Consider the following 26,679-nt stretch of genomic DNA (forward strand, 5'->3'; position numbering starts at 1 on the left):
TTATTGATTATGACAATCCTGACAATAAAACGGGTTATGACATTGAGCGCAATTAGCAGGCATCATGCGCGCCTCTAAACCATGGCGATTAATATAGTTTAAGGGATGATAAACACGGTTTAGCGTGTCCCGACGAAAATGACAGTCGGTGCAAAACTTTTGATCCAGATGACAGGTTTCGCAAATTTCGGTATCTTGCTTGCTGTCTTCTTGATGATTCTGAACATAGCCAGAGTTATGATCTGCTGGCCAGATTTTTTTCGGGTCATCATGGCAAACATCACAGCGCCATGGCCCACGCAATTCAACAACATGACAATCATGACAAATGGCTTCTAGCGGCTCATTGGCAATGGTATTAAGCGGCTTGCGTTTGCTTTCATCATGCTCATCATTTTTCTGGAAAGCATGACACAGCAAACAACTATCACCCTCTTCTTCCATCACCTCATAATGAACCTTGTGCGGGTAATAAATATCGCTACGCTCATCTCGCTTTTCCCACCAGGTTTGCTCTTTTTCCTCAGCTGGTTTTGCTTCGGCTGGCTCACCCTGATTTTGCTTTTCCTGTCCCGGCACCGTAGGGATAAACGGCTGCTCTACCGCCATGCATAGCGTACTCAAACTCAGTAACAAAATATAAATAATACTACGCATTACAACTTAGCCTTTGGCTGAAAATTATCGAAATACCAGGTCACTTGCAAACCTGCCTGATATTCGTTATTTAAACGGGAATTAACAATATACATACCCGTTACATCAACAAATACATCACTATATAACTTGTATCGATATTTCAATTGCGTTCCTACTGCTTTATTCTCGCTAGACAGTGGACTCTCATCTAATGAAAGCGCCATGTTCAACACCAGCAATGACTTTCTGGATAAGGAATATTCAGAGCCAAAATACAGGTTATACGTGCTGCTCGTACCAAATTCGAGCATATCAAAATCAGCACTCAGCACAAAATTTCTAAAATAATCACTACGCACACCCAGGTCGAAGCCCCAACCTATATCTTCCCCGGTATTTCTTGCGGCTCGCTTACCTCCTATATGATACCTAAATCCTGCAAGCATTATACATAATAATCCACAAAACTCCTTATTAAACAATGATATAATATCATTTTCCTGATTTCACTATCTCATTGTTTTAATGAAGCCCTCTAAAGTATCAAAATCCTCATCTCACGTAAGAAACCGTACCCGAACGGTAAAAATGACATCTACAGCACATGGATTGACAAGCCAGGCGGGACTGATTCCCGTCGTGAAATATTTAGACAGGATAGGTTTTGAAAAAACCGTAAAACAAAGCGTTCCACATCGGCGGGGTGAAAATGCAGACCATCACTTATCTGATGTGGTTCTATTGACGTTGGTTGGCATGATGGGGGGAGCAACATCAATGGCAAAGGTGACGACCGTATGGGCAGATAGCGTACTGCGCAAAGTAGCTGGCTGGATAAAGATTCCTGTTGAAACCACAATTTTACGGATCTTTAAAGAAGTAAGTGATAGGCAGATAAGCCAGTTTGAAACGCTCACGCATACTTTGCGTGGTCAACACTGGCGGCGATTGCTTCGTTCCGGAAAATCGAAAACTGGCATACAATCCGTCCAGTGGGTCGATGTCGATTCAACTGTGGACACCGTTTGTGGTCGACAAGAAGGAAGTGCCAAAGGCTTCAACCCCAAAAAGAAAGGTGCCCGTTCATACCATCCACAACTCGCTTTTCTAGCGGAAACAAAAGAAATTTTACAAGCCTGGTTCCGGACAGGCAATGCCTTTACAAGCAATGGTGTTGTAGAATTTACCAAACAGTTACTTGCACACTTGCCCAATCGGATGCGCATTATTTTTCGCGGTGACAGTGGTTATTTTGTCGGTGATTTGCTTGAATTTCTCGATACCAGAGGGCATGGGTATCTAATAAAGGTTAAACTTAAGAATTTGAACGCATTGCTGGCCAAACAGGCCTGGACAGCCATACAAGGCCGACCCGGTTGGGAGCAGAGCGAGTTTCAATATCGTTGTGGTGGCTGGTCTCGCTCTCGTCAGTTTGTCGCGGTCAGGATAAAGCAACCTAAACAAGTGACAGGACCTCAGTCCGAGCTTTGGGATACGGCAGAATATGACTATTTTTGTTATGTAACAACTGAACCTCTATCGCCTTGGCAAACACATAAGAAGTATGGTGAACGAGCGACGTGCGAAACATGGATTGAAGAAGCAAAATCACAAATGGGTTTAGGTAAAATCAGAACGAATCAATTTCTGGCTAATGCCGCATTATTTCATTGCGCCGTTCTTGCCTACAATACCGTGCGCTGGATGGCTCAATTGAGTGGCAACAAAACGTTGTGCCAATGGGAGCCGGATACACTTCGTACTTATCTGATTCGGGTGGCTGGAAAATTACTCACAGGCAATAATCAGCTGAGAGTCAGAACACCTGCAGATCCGCTCTATCCACAGGAATGGGATGATTGGGTTAAGGTGGGGTTACTCGCTTAACATTAACCGAAGTTAAGTCACTTTGATTAAAAGGTCATGGCACGTTGGCAGGGTGTTTATTGCCTTGGGCTCGGGGGATATCCATACGATACAAAAAATTTCCTCTATTTATGATTTAAATCTGGATATTTTGATCGGTTGGACAAAGAGGGCTGGCAAAGCGGCAGTAAAAACCTAATAACCACTTAGCTAGACAGGTTAATGAGAGTCAAAATATGGGCTTGCAGGATTTAGGTGATAAGCAAATGTTTCGGTCAATTCCTGATCAAAAGTGACTCTTAACAGATCCTGGCGTCCTTGATGATAGTCACTATAAAATTTTTCTTTAAAAGTGGGGTAAGGTGATTTTGGCTCATATAAAGAATAGTTGACTCGTATGCGACTGTATTCAGTCACATCCAGCATTAAACTACTATAGACCTCTTCAAAAACCCCGGTTTCCGTTTCTAAGGTCGCCATAAATGCAAGCTCATAGGCATGCAGAAAACCTTGTTTATATTGACCTGCTATGGTATTTCCCATGCTTAACCTGGTCGAGGTATGATCATCATGGAACTGCTGAAAGCCAAAGCGAAACAGCCAGGTATCAACTGGCATCACCTTATTGTTCCAATCGAACTGCTGATTACTCATCAATTCAAGCCCGTAGAGCCAGTCGCCTGAGACAGAACGCACATCTTCCTGTCGTGTCGGACGGCCACCATAGACATTAAAAGTTAAGCCATGCTCTGGTAGCTGATACTGCACCGAGGCCCCATCCAGGCTATAAAACCCCAAACTATCCGAACGCTGAAAGCGTCCACCTTGCAGGGTGGTATTCCACGCCTTAATCTGCTTTTCAATGACTAACTGATAAATATCACCCTCGAATCCAAATAGACTGCTTTCACGAGCAACAAAGTCTATAGACCCTCGCCAGCTATCGTTATCATATGCAGCAAAACTACCCCATACTTCACCAAATACCTGAGAATCGTCTACATATCGAGTATATCGGTTATCGCCTTGAAACTTAGCTTTTAAAGTACCATTCCAGTTCCATGCACTAAAAGCATCAGAAAAGGGAAGTAACAATACAACTGATAAAAATACCGGGGCTGCCTTCATGCAAATATCTTTCAGCTTTATTGATTATAGAAATCGTCGCCTTGACGTTTTTTTAACATAGCCCATCCAACCAAAGAGCCTAAAGCTACCACGCATCCACCACAAACCGCACACCGCCCCTGCTGCGGGATAGTGCAACTGGATGCCGTTAACAAATGACCTGCCGCTATGCCCGCACCGAACAGCCAGGGCATACTTTGATTAAGCAGTGTCACCGGCTCGGCATCTTCAGAGTGCTCACTTAATTCACCTACTTTTTTCATTAATATTTCCTCCCTTATAAACGACAAAAGGAGTGCCTAAACTACAGGCACTCCTTTAGAAAAAATAGACCTTCTTCTGCGAGAATACGCAAAGAAATAGATCCAGCATTTAACAATTTAATATCCTAATAATTAACGTCCATCCGACATCCTTATCCTACTGAAAGCTAAAACATTACTTGCTTTCTCAGTCCTTGTTAAACCTTCTTGCCCTGCATCCTTGCCTGCATCCATGCATTCTTTCGCGTCCCTATTTCCTTGTTTAACTCCCTGATTCCTTAAATATCCTAATAAGCCAAAGTTATTCCTTTTACTTTGATTCGGCTATCCCTGCCTCCCTGCTTATACTGTTTCCAAAACAGTTCCATAATCCCTGCATTAAGCATCCCGCTCTGCACAATCCCAATCCAACATCCTTATTAAACGCTTTATCCTTTAGCGCTTTCCTTGTTTAATAAACATCTATTTATTTAAAAACACTCAAACTACTAAATCATTCCCACTGCATACAAACAAACTTTTGTACTCAGTAGTTCAATACATTAAAGCACTATGTATGCCATTAAATATATAACCGTCCATCTACACCCAAAAATAAATTAATATTCATATATTTCAATAAATTAAAACATTCCACTAAATTGAACAATGTAATAACGGTACTTATCAACCTAAACTTATAAAACCAAAAGTGCGGCATATGACACACGGTAATGCTATTTACCCCACGACACCCATCAATGCTGCTGACTAAGGCCCGCTCTTGCTGGGCCAGGTGAGGAGAATAAAATCGTAACTACTCAGCGTATCTGAGTAGTTACCAAAATAGATTGTATATTTCCAGCCAGGCACCAGAGAAGCAGGTATTTGATAAAAAATATCATGATGGAACAAGGGTTTGTAGGATGGGCAAAGGAGGTACGACGTGCCCATCATGTTTTCGTTGATGGGCACGGATGAAGCCCTTTGCCCATCCTACAGTGTTTATTTTGCTGTAACTACTCAGCATGTCTGAGTAGTTACAGCAAAATCATACATTTACCCCCCCTCATCCCAACCTTCTCCCTCTGGAGAAGGAGCTTTTTTTAAATCAACGACATTGATGTCATCCCTCACCAACCCAGTCTATCCTTTAACCTGAAAAATCAGTTGGGCGCGGAATTATAGTGCAAGATATTGAATTAATACTTTCAAAAAATATCCACTTCACCCTCAGGTTCAGATAACCTGATCTCTCTGAAAACAGTAGGATACTTATTACGGTTCGTAGGATGCTGCTTTAGTCTCACCTTATTATCTTTGATGAATTGCTATGCTTTTGACTTTATTAGATTGGGGTGTTCTGAGGTTAAGCAGGCATTTTTTGCAAGTGCGGTGAAATCAGGAGCTTGTGCTAGAAACTGTGAGCAACTGATTTTCTAGGTTCAAGTGCTTCATGGCTCTTATTTCCCCACTTTAAGTGCGTAGCCCTTATCCATAAAGCAAAAAAGCCCGGACTAGAAAACTCTAATCCGGGCTTTTTATAAATCCACTAGCACAGCTCATGAAAACAAGAGCATGCCTGTTTCTACATAATTACTTCACCAAGCTTAACAACACCCCGGCAGCAACAGCAGATCCGATTACACCTGCTACATTGGGGCCCATCGCATGCATTAATAAAAAGTTATGCGGGTTACTTTCCAAACCCACTTTATTCGCCACCCGTGCCGCCATCGGCACCGCTGAAACTCCTGCCGCACCAATGAGCGGATTAATCGGAGTATCACTAAATTTATTCATTACTTTAGCCATCAAAACACCTGATGCCGTACCTATACAGAATGCGATTGCTCCCAGCGCTAAAATACCTAAAGTCGTCACTTGTAAAAATTTATCTGCACTCATTTTTGAGCCGACTGCCAAGCCTAAGAAAATAGTCACGATATTGATTAACTCATTTTGCGAAGTCTTGCTTAAGCGCTCAACTACACCACAAACATTCATTAAGTTACCCAGGCAAAACATTCCTACCAGAGGTGCTGCAGAGGGAAGCAGCAATGTACATAAAGTAATAAGTATCAACGGAAAAATAATCTTCTCAGTACTGCTAACAAAACGCAACTGATGCATTTCTATACTACGCTCTTCTGGCGTTGTTAGTGCGCGCATAATTGGCGGCTGAATCAAAGGTACCAGAGCCATATAAGAGTATGCAGCAACTGCAATTGCACCTAATAAATCCGGAGCCAATTTAGAAGCGACATAAATGGCTGTTGGTCCATCCGCCCCACCAATAATGGCAATAGCAGCAGCATCCGACATAGCAAAGTCTATACCAGGAATCATGTTAAGCGCTAATGCACCTAACAATGTAGTAAAAATACCAAACTGCGCAGCAGCGCCTAATAACAGTGTTTTGGGGTTGGCGAGCATGGGGCCAAAATCGGTCATCGCGCCTACGCCCATAAAAATCAACAAGGGAAACACCCCTGTCTCAATACCAAGATAAAGGTAATATAATATACCTCCAGGCTCGGCAATACCCGCTAGGGGAATATTACTTAGAATTGCGCCAAAGCCTATAGGCACTAATAATAAAGGCTCAAATTCTTTTTTTATGGCTAGATAAAGCAATAAGAAGCCTACCACCATCATAATGATCTGCGGCCCTTCAAAGTTATAAATACCCGTGCTTTGCCACAGGCGAGTGAGATTTTCCATAGAATGTCTCTATTTGTAAATAGTGTGTTTAAAACTAGAAAAAACACCCATCAATGCTAATCGATGGGTGCCTACATAGATAAGTACCCAAGCATAATTAATCCAACATTTCACTTGTCTTTTTTCTCATTTCCAGCGCTGCATAAAGAGTTGCGTAGCCTGCTATGCGCCGTGTATGCGCCTTGAAAATGAAAAAAATCCTGCGTAAAATTTGTTAAATTAATTATGCTTGGGTACTTAGGAGTTGAAAAACGCTAAAAAATTATAAAGAAACCAACACATCACCGACGGAAACAGAGTCACCCTCTTTAATATTAATCGCGCTAATCGTACCTGCAACTCTAGTACGAACTTCCGTTTCCATTTTCATCGCTTCCATAATCAATACCACATCGCCTTCAGCAACTACCGCGCCGATACTGACTTTAACTTTTAGAATATTTCCCGCTAACGGAGACTCTACTACAGCCCCACTTGCAGAAGGTGCCTGGGTAATTGCTGGAGCAGTATTTGCAGGTTGAGGAGTCGCTGCAGTTGAAATCGCCAATCCGACACCACCAGGACCAACGGCAACATCAAAACTCTGACCATTTACATTGACGGTATAACTCTCCACCTCAGTTTTTGGTGCATTTTTCGCGGCAAATGCTTGTGGATTAGGAGCAGGCTCGAAAGCGTCAGGATTACCGCGATTCGCGATAAATTTCCATCCGACTTGCACAAACAGGCCATTTATTAGAGCATCTTCTTCAACATTTTCGGCTAGAGTCACGCCTTCCTGTTTTGCTTTATCCTTAACTTTTGCAACCAAAGCATCCATTTCCGGCGCTATCAAGTCAGCAGGACGACAGGAGATAACTTCTCCGCCTTCTTTTAAAACGATAGCCTGTAATTCTGCATTAACAGGTGCCGGAGTTTTACCATATTCACCTTTTAATACCCCTGCCGTTTCTTTACTAATGGATTTGTAGCGCTCACCCGTCATGACATTTAAAACTGCCTGGGTGCCTACTATTTGCGAGGTAGGTGTCACTAAAGGTAGAAAGCCTAAATCTTCACGTACACGAGGAATTTCTTTAAGCACTTCATCAAATTTATCAGCCGCACCTTGCTGTTTTAGCTGGCTCTCCATATTAGTCAGCATACCGCCCGGCACCTGTGCTAATAAAATACGTCCGTCTACACCTTTTAAGCTGCCTTCGTGCTCGGCATATTTAAGTCGTACGGTTCTAAAATAAGCGGCAATCTCTTCCAGTTTTTCTAAATCAAGACCCGTCTCACGTTCTTGCCCAGCCATTGTGGCAACGATAGTTTCAGTAGGGCTATGACCGTAAGTCATGCTTAATGATGAAATCGCAGTATCAACATTATCGATTCCAGCTTCAATTGCTTTAATTAAAGTTCCCACACTTAAACCTGTCGTCGCATGGCAATGCAAGTGTATAGGAATATCCACAGCACTTTTAAGCTGCGATACTAAATCATAAGCATCATATGGCGTTAATAGGCCCGCCATATCTTTAATACAGATAGAGTGCGCACCCATATCTTCAATTTTCTTGCCCTGCTCGATCCATTTAGCTGTCGTATGTACCGGGCTTAAAGTATAGGAAATAGTACCTTGTGCATGTGCATCGGTATTTAACACGGCTTTGATCGCATGCTCGATATTACGCATATCATTCATCGCATCAAAAATACGGAATACATCTATGCCATTAACCACACAGCGCTCTACAAATTTATCGACGACATCATCTGCATAATGCCTATAACCTAAAATATTTTGCCCACGAAACAACATTTGCTGAGGCGTATTTGGCATTGCAGCTTTTAATAAACGTAATCTTTCCCAAGGATCTTCACCTAAATAACGTATGCACGCATCAAAGGTTGCTCCACCCCAGGACTCAATTGACCAATAACCAATCTGGTCTAATTTTTCACAGATAGGCAACATATCTTCTACACGTAATCGTGTTGCCAGAATTGATTGGTGTGCGTCTCGCAAGACGACTTCAGTTATGCCTACCGGCTTATTTATTTGTGTCATGATATTAGTTATTTCCTCTGACTTTTCAGCCGTAGTTTTTCTTACCTTGTGAGTAATAGACTTTATTTATGCTTCGCTCTGTGTTGATGAACGGCAGCGGTTATTGCTGCAGTCACATCTGGCGAAATTGCATTTGAAGAAACACCCTGACCAGGTGTCGCGCTAACCGGCGCTACGTTAACGTCAGCAGCAAAAGTCGTGACACAGTAAGCCATTAATTTTACGACTCCAATTAACATCACCAGAAAAAGAAATACAATGCCCATGCCCGTGAGCATCAACTCTACTCCTTGTGTCATCTCTTCATTCATAAATACTAACCATTATTTTTAAATTGTCAGCATTATCGCTAAAAATTGAGCATTTAACAACTTTCTATCTGCATTATGATCCCTTAAAAATTCTCATGTTTTAGACTGGCAGTCAAGTATTATCCATCTAAATTAGCCTCACTTGTGCTAAAATAAAGAGCTAACAAAGGCATGCTTAGTTAACCTTACAATAAAAGCTATTTTGCGTAGCCTAAATTAGTTGTAGAATTAGTGACCACAAAATATATTTTTTATCGCAACTCCACCAAGGATTGGAATGGAATGAAAACAATTATTAGACGACACTTTCCGCTTTTTTTTAGAAAAAGCGATATCACCCCAAATAAGCGCTATCTTGCGCTGCATCTGCATTATTGCGCAAAAATTTCACACACACCACTGGACACACTGCTTACCTTGTCTTTACGACCTAGTTTGATACTACTACCATGATTTCAACCATAATCAATGCTGCTGTATTTATGGTTGCTCTCGGCGCTGTACTGGCAATCATCTTAGCAATAGCTAATAAAAAGCTCTTTGTCTACGAAGACCCACGCATCGAAGAAGTCGACGATATGTTACCACAAGCCCAATGTGGAGCTTGCGGCACACCAGGTTGCCGCCCGTTTGCTGAAGCTGTTGTTGAAGGCACCAAGAACCCCTCCGCTTGTACTGTTAACACTCCCGAAGGTAATGCAGAAATTGCAGCTTATCTAGGCGTAGGCATGGGCGACCATGAAAAAGTTGTCGCGCGCCTTGCTTGTGCGGGTGGTTCACATGTCGCCTATACCCGGGCAAAATATGAGGGTCTAAAATCCTGTCAGGCTGCTTCAGTTGTTTCCGGTGGTGGTAAAGGCTGTAGTTGGGGCTGTTTAGGTTTGGGGGATTGTGCGGATGTGTGTGATTTTGATGCTATCTATATGGATGAGCATGGCTTACCCATCGTTATTGAAGATAAATGTACGGCTTGTAATGACTGCATCGTAGTCTGCCCGAAAGATTTGTTTACTTTGATGCCAGTCAGCCAGAAACTATATGTCGCTTGCAAAAGCCTGGATGAAGGCGACACCGCACAACAGGAGTGTGAAGTAGCATGTACGGCCTGTGAAAAATGTGTTGTTGATGCGCCTAAAGGCGTAATCGAAATTAAAAACAACCTGGCCGTTATTGACTATGAAAAATATCAGGATTTTGATATCGACCGTACACCTATAGAACGCTGCCCAACGGGAGCAATCGTCTGGTTAGATAGCAAACTAGGCTCTACTCACGCCAGTAAGGGTAAAGAAGGCATGAAACCACATCGCGATACTGCTCTGCCGGTAGGATAATAACTTTAAATTTTCGTATTCAGCCCTAATATTATTATAATACCCAAGTTAGTCTATGAAAATAAAAGTGTCATTATCCTAGAAAAAATCAGTTGAGCGCGAATTTGTAGTGCAAGATATTGAACTAATGTAACACTTTCAAAAAATTTTAGCTGCACCCATAGCTTAAGCGGAAATTTTTTGCAAGTGCGATGGAATCAAGAGCTTGTGCTAAAAAACGTGAGCAACTGGTTTTTCAGGTTTATCCACACACTTCAAATACAAATGTAGAGCGCGACTTCAGTCCGCTTTTATCAAACTAGCGGGCTGAAGCCGCGCTCTACAAGCAAGTAATATTTACGGGCTATCGAATCAGGGACTGATTACACACAGTACTGCACATCCATATTTAGAAGGAAACCAAATGGCTATTTTTGGCAAAAAAGATAAAGACAAACAATTTAAATACCCGGGCATACGCAAGGCAATGGATGGCAATTCAGCGGTCATTATGTGTGAGCGCGAATCTAGCGATGCCGCCGGTGCTTTCCCCATTACTCCTTCTACTGATATGGGCGAATATTGGGCAGAACAAAAAAGCAAAGGGCATATTAATATCTCCGATCGCCCACTGATATTTGTCCAGCCTGAGGGCGAACATGCTGCAGCTGCCATTACTGCAGGTATGTCTATGACCGGCTTACGTGCAACAAATTTTAGCTCATCGCAAGGCATCGCCTACATGCATGAGTCTCTCTACGCTGCGGTAGGAAAACGCCTGCCTTATGTACTCAATATCGCCTGTCGCGCGATAACAAAAGCTTCTTTAAACGTGCATTGTGGTCATGATGACTATCACTGCATGGACGATACCGGCTTTATCCAGGTTTTTGCCAAAGATAATCAGGAAGTAGCCGACCTAAACCTTATTAGCCGTAAAATTGCCGAACTCAGCTTAAACCCGGCTGCTGTAGCTCAGGATGGCTTTCTAACATCACATTTAATCGAAGACCTACAATTACCAGAGCGTGAATTAATTGAAGAATTCTTGGGTCTACCTGAAGACATTATTAACTGCCCAACGCCTGCACAACGTATTTTATATGGTGAAAACCGGCGTAGAATTCCGACAGTCTGGGATGTAGATAAACCGATGATGTCCGGCGTGGTACAGAATCAAGATTCCTATATGCAATCGGTTGCTGGACAACGCCCCTACTTTTTCGACCATGTGCAGAATTTTGCAGATGAATGCATGGATGAATGGTATGAGCTAACGGGCAGGCGTTACCAACGTATTGGTCAATACCGCTGTAAGGATGCCGAATATTTAATTATTGCCCAGGGCAGTGTTATTCATACTGCACAGGCGACTGCTGACTATTTACGCGAAAAGCGCAATATTAAAGTCGGCGTAGTCAACATGACCTTTTTCCGTCCCTTTCCTGGAGACCTGATTTCTGCTGTTGCCAAAGGCCGTAAAGGTATAACCGTGATGGAGCGTACCGACCAGCCTTTATCTGAAGATTTACCGCTGATTTCGGAAATCCGTAATGCCATGGCCAAAGCGTTTGAAAACGGCCATGCCAAGGAAACCCCATTCCCGGAATATGCTTCTTATAATAAAGTAACAGATACCTCGCCGCTATATTCTGCCTGCTTCGGTTTAGGAAGTCGTGACCTACAGCCTGAAGGTATTATAGCTGCCATAGAAAACATGCTACCCAAAGGTAAGCGCAAGAAGTTCTTTTATTTAGGTATAGACTTTGTACGTAGCCAGGCTTTCTCTCCTAAACAGGAGCTACAACAACAAGCTGTTGTTGATGCCTACCCTGCCATTCGAGATCTAGCTCTAAAAGGTTCAGAGAATCCGAATCTTATGCCTAAAGATTCGCTGACTGTACGCATGCATTCAGTCGGCGGCTGGGGAGCGATTACCACTGGTAAAAACCTGGCGATGACCTTATTTGATTTGCTTGATTATCATATCAAGGCAAATCCCAAATATGGCTCCGAGAAAAAAGGCCAGCCGACCACTTATTATTTATCTGCCGCACCCGAGCCTATTCGTATTACCTGCGAATATGCACATGTGGATGTGGTTATTGCGCCTGACCCCAATGTATTCACTCATTCGAATCCATTGGCAGGGCTGAATAAAGATGGCGTATTTATTATTCAAAGTGATCTACAAACAGATGAAGAAGTCTGGCGCACCTTCCCCAGAGCTTCGCAACAATATATCGTAGATAAAAACATCAAGGTCGCTTACCTAGATGGCTTTAAAATCGCACGTGAGGAAACGGATCACCCTGACTTACAATTTCGTATGCAAGGTATCGCCTTTCAGGGTGCTTTTTTTGAATCTTCACCTATTGCCGAAAATGCAGGCAAAAGTAAAGATGATATTCTGCAAGCCATCCATGACACCATCAAAACCAAGTTCGGCAACAAAGGCGAACAGGTCGTCGAAGAAAATTTCCGTACTGTAAAACGTGGCTTTAGTGAAACCAAACACCTTCCTGTTGAAGCAATGAAAGTGGGCGACGTCGCTCCCTGGGCCGTTAAAAAAGAACATACTGCGCCACTGATGCTGCTACAAAAACCTGCGAATGATGATCCTTTATCAGATATACATCGCTTCTTTGAGCAAACAGGGACCAACTATATCAATGGCCGTGCCAATGACAGCCTGGCCGATCCGTTTATGGCCATGAGCATCATTCCCGCAGCGAGTGGAATTTATCGGGATATGACTCAGGTTCGCTTTGAGCACCCGATTTGGATACCGGAAAATTGTACCGCTTGTGGTGACTGCTATACCGCTTGCCCTGATAGTGCTATTCCAGGTTTAATCAACAGCGTTAACGAAGTGTTTGAAACCAATATCAAGCGCATCGAAAAAACCGGCAAAACGGTTAAACATTTACGCCGCGCCATTCGTAATGTCGAGAAAAAATATCATGCTTTAACTGCGGATAAATCAGAAGGTACGGTGCTAGATCCGATCTTCAATAAATCCATAGGCGAAACAATCAAGGAATATCCTGAAACGGATCAAGCCGAGGTCAAACAAGAGTTTGAGTGGTTTAAAGAAGCCATGGGCGACTTTAAATTTGCCATTACCAAACCCTATCATGACGCAGTAAATAAGCGCACACCTAATAATGGCGGCCTATTCTCGATCACCATAAACCCCATGACCTGTAAAGGCTGCATGGAATGTGTCGAGGTCTGCCCTGATGAAGCATTAGAACCGGCAAAGCAAACAGTCGAAAGTATACAAACGCTACGTAATGACTGGGAATACTGGAACGACTTGCCCACCTCCAATCCTAAATACAAGCGTATAGATGATTTAGATGAAAAGGCCGGCGCTTTAACCACCATGTTGCTGGATAAACACACCTATGCTTCAATGAACTGTGGCGATGGAGCCTGCCTGGGTTGCGGCGAAAAAACCATTGTCCATTTATTTACCAGCACCGTGACTGCACTGATGCAGCCGCGTGCTAAAAAACAAGTGGCTAAAATTGACCAGTTAATTACTGGCATGGAAAAACATATCCGTCTGAAATTATCAGAAAAGCTGGATATTAGTGATATAGAAGCGGTTGAAGCTGCGATTGATGCGAATAAAAATGTAGATTTAACCCTGACTAAGCTAAGCAGCTCTCTAAGTGAAGGTAAAGCCAGTGATCCTATTGATAGCGTGTGGCTAAAATGGGCCTCGCAGATTGTCGCCAAACTTAAGCATTTAAAATGGCAATATACACAGGGTGTTACTGGTAATGGCCGTGTAGAAATGGGGATCACTAATAGTACCGGCTGTTCTTCAGTCTGGGGCTCAACTTTCCCCTTTAACCCCTACCCATTCCCCTGGGCGAATAACTTATTCCAGGATGCACCTTCATTAGCCATGGGGATATTTGAAGGTCATATGGTCAAAATGGCAGATGGTTTTAAAGCCGTGCGCATGGCCGAACTGGAAATTGCCGGCAAATACGATAAGCAGGAAAGCGATCATTTTTTCAAATATTTTGACTGGCACCAGTTCAGCGAAGAAGAATACCTGCTTTGTCCACCTGTCGTGACAATTGGCGGCGATGGTGCAATGTATGACATAGGTTTCCAGAATCTATCGCGTAGCATTATGTCAGGCATGCCATTAAAAATCCTGATTCTGGATACTCAAGTGTATTCCAATACCGGAGGCCAGGCCTGCACATCCGGCTTTACCGGCCAAATATCCGATATGGCACCGTATGGCAAAGAATGGAAAGGTAAAACTGAACGACGCAAGGAAATGAGCTTAATTTCCATGGCGCATAGAACCACCTATACCCTGCAAAGCTCGATTGCCCATCCGAATCATTTAATCGAAGGTTATATCGACGGACTAAATTATCGTGGCCCTGCTATTTTTAATATCTATGCGGTATGTCAGCCTGAGCATGGCGTTGCTGATGACGCAGCAACTATGCAAAGTAAACTGGCTGTTGAGGCGCGCGCCTATCCGTTAATGACTTATGACCCACGTGAAGATGATACCTGGGAAAAAAGCATGTCCTTAAAAGGCAACCCTGATCTAGATCAGGACTGGACGACTTACGAGCTTAATTTTGTAGATGAGTACGGTATAGAAGACACGATGACCGTACCTTTGACTTTTGCAGACTGGGCCATGACAGAAGGTCGTTTCCAGAAACACTTTAAATTTGTCGCGCCGTCACAATGGCACGATGATATGGTGCCACTCCATGAGTTTATCGATCTGGACCATGATGAGATGGCAGAAAATACTGCCTATGTGCATGCGGTACACCCAGGAACTAATACCCTGGTGCGTGTTGCCATAGATCCTGAAATTGTCCATGCCACTATTGAGCGGCGGAATTTCTGGCGCACCTTAAAAGGCCTGGCAGGCGTAGATAAAATAGTGATTGATACCGATGCCATTGCAGCGCAAGCCAAAGCAGAAATGGCCTCCAGCATTGCCTCTAATTTAATGACTATGGCCAGCGGCGGCTCTGCCGAAGGCGCTGGAGATGTCAGTGCATTAGCCGCTGTTTTAGCCGCAGCACCCGCTGCAAATGCACCACAAGTACCCGTACCTGCTACAGCTGCTAGTACAACAACGCAAAGTGCTGCGCCAAAAGCCGCAGCTAGCCCTACTGAAGCTGCTGCTGCACCAGCGGCCGGAGGACATGACGCGGTATGGATAGAAACTCCAGACTGTACTACATGTGATGAATGCGTAGATATTAATCCAAAGATTTTCAAATACAACGACGATAAAAAAGCCATCATCATAGATCCGACTGCAGGAACATTTGAAGATATCGTAAAAGCTGCGGAAAAGTGTACTGCCGTGATTATTCATCCGGGCACCCCGTGGAATCCTGACGAAAAGAACCTGGAGAAACTCATAAAACGAGCGGAAAAGTTTCAGTAACTAAAATATAATCTAAATATAGAGCGTGATTTCAGCCTGCAGGTATTAAGTATGGGGTTATTCTGGGCATTGCTTCTAGTATTACCATGGGCATAGGTTCATATTGTTATATGCCTATCGGACTGGTTGTTTGCTGGTTTAGTTGAATTAAGCCTGGCGGGAGTCATCGCTGGCTATTTGGTTACTAATAAGGCCGACGCAGCATGAACCTATTACCTAAAATAAGGCACTTGGAAACAAATAATCATCCAACTTTGCTGGTCTTTTTGTCCGTCATAGCACTGTAGAAATAGTAACGTAGCCAGCTATCCGACTACTGCTGCAGCACTAATGATAAACAAAAATCCTGCCCAAATATTGGATGCGTATTTTTTCCCAAGCGCCTAATTAAAAATCAGGCAAGCTGCTTTATGGTATAAAATAGGTCATAAAAAGCATTCGCTTTATACCCAAATGCCTACGAAAGCATATCAATTCTGTCTTTCTGCATTCGGTATTGAGCACAAAAACTTACCTGATTACGTACAACTCTCAGCCATAAGAGAATAAAACATTAAAAACAGTATATTAAAAAACTCGTCATTCCCGAAGTCTTTTATCGGGAATCTATGCTTAACCTACGAGATCCCTGCTAAAAGCATGCAGGAATGACGGCTACGCACTTAAGACGGGACACCGTAGGCTGGGTTAGATTTTTTTAACGAAGTAAAAAAACGTAACCCAGCAAAGCCCCGTATACGTAAAGTGCTGGGTTACGTTTTAAAATGGTAGCTGGAATGACGGAGTCTAGCTGAGAGTTGTGGGTAATCAAGAAAACTTATGAATCTATTGAACCTGTTTGGCAAAAAGTCATTTCCTCATGGCATTCATCCCGATGCCTACAAGGAAGAGACTAATGCTAAAATCACTCGGCGCTTACCATTTGCCGATGAAATAATCGTGCCTTTGGCGCAAAGCATAGGCAGACCCGCGAAAGCGATTGTTTTTAGAGGTCAGCATATTGTTCGCGGTGAAATTATTGCCGAAGCAGATGGCTTTATGTCTGTACCTATCCATGCGCCGGTTAGTGGTACAGTTAAAGAAATTGATATCGCGTCTACTGCAAAAGGAGGCAAACAGCCGGCAATTATCATTACTACTTCGTTAAGTTCCGGCCAGCAGGTTGTGGATTCCGGTGAGCGTAATGATTATCTGCAAATGACCCGTGAAGAACTGGTTAAAGCAGTACAAAATACCGGGCTTGTAGGCCTGGGTGGCGCAGCCTTTCCTACCCATGTAAAAATGGCCATTCCTCCCGACCGGTCGATTCATACGGTATTAGTTAATGGTTGCGAATGTGAGCCATTTCTTACTACTGACCACCGGGTTATGCTGGAAAAAATTGATAATCTGCTATTAGGTATCCGTATCGCTATGAAGACAGTCGATGCACCGAAAGCTATTATTGGTATAGAAGATAATAAGTTAAATGTATTAGAGGCTATCAAACCTTATTTACCCGATGATGGCACTATTTGTATCGAAGCAGTTGAAACCAAGTACCCACAGGGCGCTGAAAAGATGCTGGCGTATTCTTTATTAGATATAGAAATACCTTCGGGCGGTCTGCCATCTGAAGTTGGGTTGGCTATTTTTAACGTCGCAACCCTGGCTGAACTTGGCGCTTTACTGCCCGTTAAACAAGGCTTAATCGAGCGCATTATTACGATTACTGGCGATGGCGTGAAAAAACCAGGTAATTATCTGGCCCCGATTGGCACCCCAGTTCGTTTTTTACTGGAATATGCGGAATTTATCGGCGCTGAAGCAGAACTTATTTTAGGCGGGCCGATGATGGGTATGCCAGCACGCACGCTGGATGTACCCATTACTAAAGGTACCGGGGCATTACTGGTATTAGATAAACGCGCCACGAAACGCGATGATATTTTGCCCTGTATTAAATGTACACAATGTTTACAAGCTTGCCCAATTAATTTAAATCCGTCAGAATTAGGCTTATTAGCCGCTAAGCGGCAATATGATGTAATGGAAGAACAATATCATCTGAATGACTGCTTTGAATGCGGTTGTTGTAGCTATGTCTGCCCTTCCAATATCCCGCTAGTTCAGTATTTTAGAATAGCAAAAACCTTAAATCGAGAGAGACACTTACAAAACAGTTAGTACAGGAAACGTGACAATAATCAATAAATAAACCTAGAAAAATCAGTTGAGCGCGAAATTATAGTGCAAGATATTGATTTTCCAAGCATAAAGGGAACTTATGATCTTATCAAAGCTATTTGGCAAAAAAACCTTTCCTCGCGGTATACATCTTGAGGAGTTTAAAGACGAAACCAATGCCAAGCCTACTCGTCGCCTGCCTTTCGCACCTGAAATTATTGTGCCTCTTGCACAACATGTAGGCAAGCCTGCAAAAGCGCTGGTGTACAAAGGCCAGCAGGTTAACCGCGGCGAGCTAATTGCTGAGGCTGACGGTTTTATGTCGGTACCTATTCATGCACCTGTTACTGGAACAATTAAGGAAATTGGTCTGGCTAAAACAGCTCAGGGGGGTAAACAGGAAGCGATTATCATCACTACTTCGCTGAGCTCCGGGCAGCATATTATCGACTCTGAAATACATCAAGATTACCAGCAGATGTCCCGCGAGGAACTTATTCAGGCGGTACAAAATACTGGCGTAGTAGGCCTGGGAGGAGCTGCTTTTCCAACTCATGTAAAAATGCAGACGCCAGAAGATTGCTCTATTCACACGGTTTTGGTGAATGGCTGTGAGTGTGAACCCTTTCTAACCACTGACCATCGCCTGATGTTAGAAAGAATAGAAGACCTATTACATGGCATTCGCATCAGCATGAAATGTGTGGACGCGCCTAAGGCGATTATCGGCATAGAAGACAATAAGATGGACGTGTTACACGCGATTGAGCCGCTTTTGCCTGACGATAACAGTATCAGCATTAAAGCCATTACTACTAAATATCCACAGGGCGCACAAAAAATGCTGGCCTATTCCTTATTGGGTATCGAAATCCCATCAGGAAGTCGCTCATCGGAAGCCGGTTTAGCTATTTTCAATGTCGCTACATTGGCAAAAATCGGTGCATTATTACCTAAAGGGCATGGCCTGATTGAGCGCATTATCACTATTACCGGTGATAGCTTAGAAAACCCGGGGAATTATTTAGCACCTATTGGTACGCCTTTACGCTATATTCTGCAGCATGCTGGTTTTAAGGGTGATGAAGCCGGGCTGATTCTTGGTGGACCAATGATGGGTACTCCGATACGCTCGCTGGATGTGCCGATAACCAAAGGCACCGGTGGAGTTTTGGTACTTGATGAACGAGCCACGAAACGTGATGATATATTGCCATGTATAAAATGCTCACAATGCCTGCAGGCCTGTCCTATTAATCTAAACCCATCCGAACTGGGTTTATTGGCTGCTAAGCGTCAGTATGATGTGATGGAAGAGCAGTATCACTTGAATGACTGTTTTGAATGCGGCTGTTGTAGTTATGTTTGCCCTTCTAATATTCCACTCGTTCAGTACTTTAGAATAGCAAAAACATTAAACCGTGAAAGGCACAGACAAGATGGCTAAATCTGACTTAAAAATTGATATACGCACTTCGCCGTACATTCGCAAGGCCCCGACGGTTGCGCAGATTATGCGTAATGTTGTGTATGCCTTGCTGCCTCTGGTAATTTATTCCGTTTACCACTTTGGTATCAGTGCCTTGGCATTAATACTAGTCACAGCATTTTCATGCATGGCAACCGAACATTTTTTCTGCAAGATGTCGGGTAAAAAATCCACCATATTAGATGCCAGTGCGGCTGTGACTGGCTTATTACTGGCCATGACTTTACCACCCGGATTTCCCTTATGGATGGCAGCTGTTGCCGGATTTACTGCGATAGCGATGGGTAAAACTCTGTTTGGCGGATTGGGGTTTAATATCTTTAACCCGGCCTTAGTTGGGCGTGCCTTTGTACAAGCGGCTTTCCCGGTATCTATTACTACCTGGACGCCTGCTTTGGCAACGGACCGTTTTGTCGAGTTTATTCCATCGACACTCGCTTTGCCGTTTATGAAACCATTACCTACAGCAGAATGGTCAGTTCAGGTTGCAATCGATGGCTTTACCGGCGCTACACCTTTGGCTTTAATGAAATTTCAGGGCATTATCACCGATTCATATGATTTATTTATGGGTAATGTTGCAGGCTCTACTGGTGAGACCTCCACGCTGTTAATTTTAGTCTGCGGTGCTTATCTGGTGTTTAAAAAAATGCTCGACTGGCGCATTCCGGCAGCCGTCTTTTTTGGCACTGCCATATCTGCCGAACTCTTTTATTTAATTGATCCGGATAAATACCCTTCTCCTACCTTTATGCTACTCTCCGGTGGCCTAATGTTTGCCGCCGTGTTTATGGCCAGTGATATGGTCGCCTCGCCTGTTACGCCTTTAGGCATTTTCGTGTTTGGTTGCCTGGTCGGATTTTTAACGGTTATTATTCGTTTATTTGGCGGATTAACTGAAGCCGTGATGTACGCCATATTATTTGGCAATGCAGCCACCCCTATTATTGAAACTTATACCCAGCCGCGTATTTATGGGGCGCGTAAGAAAACGCAGGATAAATCATGAGTACGCCAGAAAACCAGGTTCCTGAATTTCCTTCAAGTACCAAGCTGATTACTACTCTGGCATCGGTTGCAATGATCTCTGGGCTATTAGTCGTTCTAGTGTATGAATTTACTAAACCCATTATTGCCGAAAATCAGCGACTGGCGACAGAACGCGCTATTTTTAAGGTTCTCCCCAAAGCAAAAAGTCGCTTAACTTTTGTTGTAAACCAAAATAAGTTAGTTCTAGCCGATGATAAAACAATCGGCAATCTTGTTTATGCAGGCTATGATAAACAGAATCAATTAGTGGGTGTTGCTATAAATGCCGCCGGACAAGGTTATCAGGATATTGTTAAAATACTCTATGGCTATAATCCGAATAGCGCCTGCATAATTGGTTTTGATGTCTTAAAAAGCACTGAAACACCAGGCTTTGGTACCAAGATCACCACAGATGAAGATTTTTTAGCCAATTTTAAATGTTTAGATGCGCAGCTGAATGTGACACAATCAGCTTTAGCTAACGCAATTACCTCCGTGCGTCATGGCACTAAAAAGCATGATTGGCAAATTGATGCCATTTCAGGCTCTACCATTACATCAAATGCGATTGGGCGGATGTTGAATAAAAGCGCACAGGCCGTATTACCGGTGGTCACCCAGAATTTAGATATGTTAAAACAGGGAAAGCAATAAGTTAATGATTTATTATTTTATAATCAATGTCACAGGTAGGCTGGATTAGATTATCAAGCGTAGCGCAGATAACGTAACCCAGCATTTTACGCTCCCTCTAAGATGCTGGGTTACGTTTTTATTGCTACGCAAAAAATCTAACCCAGCCTACGTTGTAGCATTTTGTTATTTAAAACATTCCTTAGCTTAATGGCAGTGACTCAAAGCATTGGAACAAAATTTTAATGAGGTAAATATGACTCAAGCTAACAAAAAAGAAACCCCCTTAACACTCGATGTATTTACAGCGGGCATATGGAAAGAAAACCCAGTATTCGTAATGATGCTTGGGTTATGCCCGGTACTAGCGGTAACTAATTCCGTATTGAACTCGCTGGCTATGGGCATAGCCAGTATTTTTGTACTGGTTTGTTCTAATGCATTGGTATCAGCGTTGCGCAATTTTATTCCCAAACAAGTGCGCATCACTACGTATATTATAATTATTGCCACATTTGTGACTCTGGTTGATTATATTATTCAGGCAGTTAGTCTGGATTTATATAATAGGCTCGGTGCATTTATTCAGTTAATCGTGGTCAATTGTCTGATTTTGGGGCGTGCCGAAGCCTATGCCTCCAAAAACTCATTTACTAAATCTGTCGTTAGCGCCTTGGGTATGGGACTGGGATTTACTCTGGCACTGGTAATGCTGGGTGGCGTAAGAGAATTATTAGGTGCCGGGCAATTATTGGGCTTTCAGGTCTTTAGCACTCAGTTTGAGCCTTGGGTGGTGATGATTTTACCGCCAGGCGGCTTTATAGTCCTAGGTTGCTGGTTATTACTGATTAATTATATAGAGCAACGCAAAACCGGCAAATTAATTTTGCAGGATGATGCTAAAGCAAATGGCAATTTACCCTCAGAAAGTTTTAGTTAAGTTCAAGGCAACTACTCAGACATGCTGAGTAGTTGCAGCAAAATAAACACTGTAGGATGAGCAAAGGACTTCATCCGCGCCCATCAACGAAAACATGATGGGCACGTCGTACCTTCTTTGCCCATCCTACAAAATGCTTGTTCTATCACGATGTTTTTTATCAAATACCTGCTTCTCTGGTGTCTGGCTGGAAGGTCATTCATCCGGGTAAATTTGACGCTTCACGATTATTCTGGGTTTATGCCGTACTTATCTTGCTATTCTTTTCCTACTCACACTCTAAATTAGTACCCTATATATTGCCTGTTTTTCCATTTTTAGCTTTATTAGCAGGCGAAAAAATGGCTAAGTATAAACTGACTCTGAGTTCAAGTATAATAACCGGCATATTAGCGATCGCCGTTGCAATTGTTGCCTGGAAAATAGTCGAGTTTGCCCGACCACATAAACCTATCTCTATTTTTCTGGAGTTTAGGCCCTGGCTAATTGCAGCTTCCATCAGTTTGGCGATGGCGAGTTTAGTTTCCTTTATCTATAGAAATAAACAATCCATTGCAATTCCTGCTATCGCCTTATGCTCCATGTTTGCTTTCCAACTAGGCTCCTGGGGTTACCAAAGTCATAGCACAATACGCTCTGCTAAAAAAATGGCAAATACCATTCGCCTCTTTAGCGAGCAAGAAGATCTAAAAATTTACGCCATAAACCTGTTCGAATACTCATTGCCTTATTATTTACAGCGTAATATTAACGCGGTGGGCTATCAAGGCAATATGGAATTTGGTATCGGCCGTGAACCAGAAGGCTGGATAGCGAGTGAAGCTGATTTTATGCCCGCATGGTTGGCATCATCCCAGGCTTTAGCTATTGTTTCGCTAGAAACTTACCAGAACTGGTTAAAACAACAAATACCGATGCATATCATTTACCAGGACCCACGCCGTATCGTCGTCGCAAAACATGAATTATGAAACACTCTGAACTATTATCCATCATCATTCCTTTTCATAATGAACAGGAAGTGATTAGTGAATGCCAGCAGCGACTATCAGCAGCCGTTAACGCAATCGATATGCAAGTTGAAATACTGTATGTTAATGATGGCAGTAAAGATGAAACCTTAACTATCCTGCTCGATCTTATGCAACAGGATAAGCGCATTAAAGTCATCGACTTAAGTCGAAATTTCGGTAAAGAAGCGGCCATGACAGCCGGGCTGGATCAAGCACAAGGCGATGCCGTGGTGATTATTGATGCTGACTTGCAAGACCCTCCCGAGCTTATTGCCGAGATGGTAAGCACTTGGCGTTCCGGCTTTGATGTGGTCTATGCCAAGCGCACTCAACGCAAAGGTGAAAGCTTTGTTAAAAAAGCCACTGCTCGCTTATTCTATAAACTGATTAACAAAATCAGTGATCATGAAATCCCTGAAAATGTCGGTGATTTCCGCTTAATGAGTCGCCAGGCAGTAGATGCGTTAAATCAGGTACGCGAACGTAAGCGCTTTATGAAAGGTTTATTTGCCTGGATCGGCTTTTCCCAAACGGCCATTGAATATAGCAGAGACCCACGCCTAGCGGGTGAAACGAGCTGGAATTACAGAAAACTCACAAAATTTGCCATTGAAGGAATTTCTTCTTTTACTCAAGAGCCTCTGCGTTTAGCGACTTATATGGGGTTTATTACCGCTCTGGGAGCCTTTGGCTTAGGGATGTATTTTATTATCAAAACCCTGATTTTTGGTGAACTAATACAAGGTTTCCCAACTTTGATAACGGTTATTCTATTTTTCTCAGGGGTACAGTTATTATCCATTGGTATCTTAGGGGAATATATCGGGCATATGTTTATAGAATCCAAACAAAGGCCGCTCTATTTTATTAAAAAAACCTACTCAGCCAAGTCAGATGATTAAGACTTTCAGCCACGTATCCTTAGCCATTTTATTGTTGGCAGTTTTAACGCGCCTATTAGGTATTATTGAATACCCTCTACACGACCCTACCGAAGCACGTTACGCAGAAATCCCCCGGTTAATTATTGAGACTGGCAACTGGATCATGCCGCCGTTTGACTATGATGTGCCTTTCTGGGGCAAACCACCACTGACATTCTGGCTTACAGCGATCTCATTTAAACTTTTCGGTTATTCTGAATTCGCTGCACGTTTACCCGTATTTCTATTAGCTAGCATCGTCTTATGGTTAAGCTATCGCTTCGCAAAAGTAATCTTGGGCGCAGAAAAAGCAGCCTTTAGCAGTGTCGTATTAATCAGCACAGCATTATTCTTTATTGCCAGTGGCGCAGTCATGACGGATATGGCTTTATGTCTGTGTATCAGTTTATCGATGATTAGCTTTTGGCATGCCTTAAACAACCCGAGTGCACAGCAAGCAAAAAAATGGAGCTATCTATTCTTTGTGGGTATGGGCTTGGGTTTATTGGTTAAAGGACCTATCGTTGGCGTACTGGTTTTATTACCGCTGATCGCCTGGGTCATATTAGAAAAGCAATGGCTTGCTGCCTGGCAACAGATTCCCTGGTTTAAAGGCTCAGCACTGATGTTATTAATTGCTGTCCCGTGGTATATCATTGCGGAAATTGATAGCCCGGGTTTTATCAATTATTTTTTAGTGGGTGAACACTTTAAGCGCTTTGTCGATGCGGGCTGGCATGGTGATTTATATGGCGTTGCTCATGAACATCCACGAGGCAAAATATGGTTGTTATGGCTATTCGCCAGCTTCCCCTGGTCGTTTATATTTATTGGCAGTGCTGTAAGCTGGCCGTTGCGAAAAAACAAGACGATTACTTTAAAAAATTCCTGTCAGGGTAACTGGCATAGCTATCTTTTATTATGGGCCATTGCGCCCATGGTTTTTTTTAGCTTATCAGGCAATATCCTGTATACCTATGTCTTGCCCGGGTTACCTGCCTTTGCCATGATGGTCACTGAAATGCTGTGCCTGAGATTTGATATTAAAGCTATCATGCACAGCAAATGGCTGTATGCAGGCTTTATTATTCCGGTAGTTGGCCTAGTGTTTATGGGCCTGGCATGGACAATGCCCGAAAAATTAAAATTCGAAAAAAATCAGAAACACTTAGTCGAAATCTTCTTAAATACCCGACAAGCTGATAATAGCCAGCTTTCTTATGCAGGGAGGCGTTTATTTTCGATTGACTTTCACACCCAGGGCCATGCAAAACGCATAACAATAAATGTACAATCAATAGCAGCATTAACCAATAATTCAATTGAAGACTATTTAATTGTGAAAAAGAAGAATATCCCCAAGTTACCCGATAGCGTGTTAGAAAACTTTGAACTCATAACAAAATATCGCAAATACGCCTTATTAAAAGAAAAATAAGCAATCTATGAATCGCAATAACTTCTTTTACACACTATTCCGCTATTTAATTTCGGGAGGTCTGGCAACTGCAGTACACTTTGGCGTATTAATAGCCCTGCTGGAATTTCAACTAGCTGTACCCTTACATGCCAGCATGATCGGTGCTGCTTGCGGCTTTCTGGTCAATTACCATATTCAATTTCACTGGACCTTTAAAGTAAGCGGCCCACATAGGCGTTTTTTCATTCGATACTTATTTGTAAGCGGCACGATGTTCGGGCTAAATGCTGCGATCTTCTGGCTGGCAACGACTCCTGAAATGTTTGCATTATTAAAAAGTCTTCCCTATCCTAAGCAAATCCCGCAACCTAAAAATATTGCTTACTGGTATGCACAGGTGATTGCAACAGGCATCGTTTTTTTATGTAATTTTCTGGTTAACCGCTATTACACATTCAAGCCCATCAAACGAGCAAAACCTGTACAATCATAATGATTGAATTTGGATAAGGAAATACCAATGAACCCGGAATCTCTCAGTTATATATTTCTCAGCGCATTTCTAATTAACAACTTTGTACTCGCCATGTTTTTAGGCTTATGTCCGTTCGTGGGCGTATCAGCCAAACGCGATACCGCTTTTAATATGAGCCTGGCAACCACTTTTGTGATGTTCGTCAGCTCGACTTGTGCCTACGGAATTAACCTGGTGTTAACTGCATTTGACCTAGAGTTTCTACGTCTGATCAGCTATATCGCCCTGATTGCATCATCAGTCCAACTAGTCGAAATGGTATTAAAGAAATTTAGCCCGGCATTGTTTAGAGCCCTGGGGATTTTCCTGCCTTTGATTACCACTAACTGCGCAATATTAGGCGTTGCTCTGTTTCAAACCTCACGTGAATATGATTTTTTACAATCAGTATCATTTAGCTTAGGTGCCGGCGCAGGTTTTGGTCTGGCCATCATCTTAATGGCAGGACTACGCGAAAAACTGGAATTATCTAACTTACCCAATATCACCCAGGCAGCCGCCTTAAGCATGATGTTGGCGGGAATTTTATCCCTGACTTTTATGGGTTTTGCTGGCCTGGGCGGAGCGACGGCATAAAATAAAACGTAACTACTCAGACATGCTGAGTAGTTCAGCAAAATAAACACGGTAGGATGGGCAAAGGGCTTCATCCGTGCCCATCAACGAAAACATGATGGGTACGTCGTACCTCCTTTGCCCATCCTACAAAAAACGCTTGTTCCATCAGGGTGTTTTTTATCAAATACCTGCTTCTCTGGTGCCTGGCTGGAAATATACAATAAAACAAACTGTAGAGC

General features: G+C 42.9%; 20 protein-coding genes. 13 read left to right on the forward strand and 7 right to left on the reverse strand.

Going from position 1 to position 26,679, the window contains the following annotated elements:
* Together ACQY3F_RS14375 and ACQY3F_RS14380 are read right to left on the reverse strand one after the other, a co-directional pair.
* On the reverse strand, positions 1–657 hold the full coding sequence (locus ACQY3F_RS14375; protein WP_428355595.1) for a hypothetical protein: 657 nt from the start codon (positions 655–657) through the stop codon (positions 1–3).
* The gene (locus tag ACQY3F_RS14380) at positions 657–1,085 is read right to left on the reverse strand and encodes a hypothetical protein (RefSeq protein WP_428355596.1); all 429 of its coding nucleotides are present in this window, start codon (positions 1,083–1,085) and stop codon (positions 657–659) included. The genes ACQY3F_RS14375 and ACQY3F_RS14380 overlap by 1 nt, the downstream gene beginning before the upstream one ends.
* 79 nt (positions 1,086–1,164) lie before the next feature.
* On the opposite strand from ACQY3F_RS14380, the gene ACQY3F_RS14385 reads away from it, so the two are divergent.
* Entirely contained in the window at positions 1,165–2,526 is a 1,362-nt protein-coding gene (locus tag ACQY3F_RS14385; protein ID WP_428352972.1) for an IS1380 family transposase, read from the forward strand.
* Between the two features lie 198 nt (positions 2,527–2,724).
* On the opposite strand, the gene ACQY3F_RS14390 is transcribed toward ACQY3F_RS14385, so the two are convergent.
* The 5 genes from ACQY3F_RS14390 to ACQY3F_RS14410 all read right to left on the reverse strand — a co-directional run bounded on the left by ACQY3F_RS14390 (position 2,725) and on the right by ACQY3F_RS14410 (position 8,963).
* Positions 2,725–3,633: a hypothetical protein gene (locus ACQY3F_RS14390; RefSeq protein ID WP_428355598.1), complete on the reverse strand. Its 909-nt coding sequence runs from the start codon at positions 3,631–3,633 to the stop codon at positions 2,725–2,727.
* A 17-nt stretch (positions 3,634–3,650) separates the two neighbouring features.
* Positions 3,651–3,896 carry a hypothetical protein gene (locus ACQY3F_RS14395; RefSeq protein ID WP_428355599.1) on the reverse strand — a complete coding sequence of 82 codons (246 nt, stop codon included), beginning with the start codon at positions 3,894–3,896 and terminating at the stop codon, positions 3,651–3,653.
* Between the two features lie 1,575 nt (positions 3,897–5,471).
* The gene (locus ACQY3F_RS14400) at positions 5,472–6,599 is read right to left on the reverse strand and encodes a sodium ion-translocating decarboxylase subunit beta (RefSeq protein WP_428355600.1); all 1,128 of its coding nucleotides are present in this window, start codon (positions 6,597–6,599) and stop codon (positions 5,472–5,474) included.
* 262 nt (positions 6,600–6,861) lie between these two features.
* The gene (gene oadA, locus ACQY3F_RS14405) at positions 6,862–8,652 is read right to left on the reverse strand and encodes a sodium-extruding oxaloacetate decarboxylase subunit alpha (protein ID WP_428355601.1); all 1,791 of its coding nucleotides are present in this window, start codon (positions 8,650–8,652) and stop codon (positions 6,862–6,864) included.
* A 62-nt stretch (positions 8,653–8,714) separates the two neighbouring features.
* On the reverse strand, positions 8,715–8,963 hold the full coding sequence (locus ACQY3F_RS14410) for an OadG family protein (RefSeq protein ID WP_428355602.1): 249 nt from the start codon (positions 8,961–8,963) through the stop codon (positions 8,715–8,717).
* A gap of 449 nt (positions 8,964–9,412) precedes the next feature.
* On the opposite strand from ACQY3F_RS14410, the gene ACQY3F_RS14415 reads away from it, so the two are divergent.
* The 12 genes from ACQY3F_RS14415 (at position 9,413) to ACQY3F_RS14470 (ending at position 26,458) form a co-directional block, all read left to right on the forward strand.
* Positions 9,413–10,297, forward strand: a complete 885-nt coding sequence (locus tag ACQY3F_RS14415) for an RnfABCDGE type electron transport complex subunit B (protein WP_428355603.1) — start codon at positions 9,413–9,415, stop codon at positions 10,295–10,297.
* A 403-nt stretch (positions 10,298–10,700) separates the two neighbouring features.
* Positions 10,701–15,731 (forward strand): 2-oxoacid:acceptor oxidoreductase family protein, encoded by a 5,031-nt coding sequence (locus ACQY3F_RS14420; protein ID WP_428355605.1) that lies wholly within the window; start codon positions 10,701–10,703, stop codon positions 15,729–15,731.
* Between the two features lie 819 nt (positions 15,732–16,550).
* Entirely contained in the window at positions 16,551–17,897 is a 1,347-nt protein-coding gene (gene rsxC / locus ACQY3F_RS14425) for an electron transport complex subunit RsxC (protein WP_428355607.1), read from the forward strand.
* 100 nt (positions 17,898–17,997) lie between these two features.
* The gene (gene rsxC, locus ACQY3F_RS14430) at positions 17,998–19,344 is read left to right on the forward strand and encodes an electron transport complex subunit RsxC (RefSeq protein ID WP_428355608.1); all 1,347 of its coding nucleotides are present in this window, start codon (positions 17,998–18,000) and stop codon (positions 19,342–19,344) included.
* A complete protein-coding gene (locus tag ACQY3F_RS14435; RefSeq protein WP_428355609.1) occupies positions 19,337–20,395 on the forward strand; it encodes an RnfABCDGE type electron transport complex subunit D in 1,059 nt (352 codons plus the stop codon). The genes rsxC (ACQY3F_RS14430) and ACQY3F_RS14435 overlap by 8 nt, the downstream gene beginning before the upstream one ends.
* Positions 20,392–21,072, forward strand: a complete 681-nt coding sequence (locus ACQY3F_RS14440; RefSeq protein WP_428355611.1) for an FMN-binding protein — start codon at positions 20,392–20,394, stop codon at positions 21,070–21,072. The genes ACQY3F_RS14435 and ACQY3F_RS14440 overlap by 4 nt, the downstream gene beginning before the upstream one ends.
* A 235-nt stretch (positions 21,073–21,307) precedes the next feature.
* The gene (gene rsxE / locus ACQY3F_RS14445) at positions 21,308–21,991 is read left to right on the forward strand and encodes an electron transport complex subunit RsxE (protein WP_428355612.1); all 684 of its coding nucleotides are present in this window, start codon (positions 21,308–21,310) and stop codon (positions 21,989–21,991) included.
* 137 nt (positions 21,992–22,128) lie between these two features.
* A complete protein-coding gene (locus tag ACQY3F_RS14450) occupies positions 22,129–22,962 on the forward strand; it encodes a hypothetical protein (RefSeq protein WP_428355613.1) in 834 nt (277 codons plus the stop codon).
* Positions 22,959–23,906, forward strand: coding sequence for a glycosyltransferase family 2 protein (locus tag ACQY3F_RS14455; RefSeq protein WP_428355615.1), 948 nt, complete (start codon positions 22,959–22,961; stop codon positions 23,904–23,906). Before ACQY3F_RS14450 ends, ACQY3F_RS14455 begins: the two co-directional genes overlap by 4 nt.
* A complete protein-coding gene (locus ACQY3F_RS14460; protein WP_428355616.1) occupies positions 23,899–25,365 on the forward strand; it encodes an ArnT family glycosyltransferase in 1,467 nt (488 codons plus the stop codon). Before ACQY3F_RS14455 ends, ACQY3F_RS14460 begins: the two co-directional genes overlap by 8 nt.
* Before the next feature lie 7 nt (positions 25,366–25,372).
* Positions 25,373–25,840 carry a GtrA family protein gene (locus tag ACQY3F_RS14465; RefSeq protein WP_428355617.1) on the forward strand — a complete coding sequence of 156 codons (468 nt, stop codon included), beginning with the start codon at positions 25,373–25,375 and terminating at the stop codon, positions 25,838–25,840.
* A 27-nt stretch (positions 25,841–25,867) separates the two neighbouring features.
* Positions 25,868–26,458 carry an electron transport complex protein RnfA gene (locus tag ACQY3F_RS14470; RefSeq protein WP_428355618.1) on the forward strand — a complete coding sequence of 197 codons (591 nt, stop codon included), beginning with the start codon at positions 25,868–25,870 and terminating at the stop codon, positions 26,456–26,458.
* Positions 26,459–26,679: the final 221 nt, after the last annotated feature.

It is taken from the genome of Methyloprofundus sp. (assembly GCF_965251085.1).
GTDB lineage: Bacteria > Pseudomonadota > Gammaproteobacteria > Methylococcales > Methylomonadaceae > Methyloprofundus.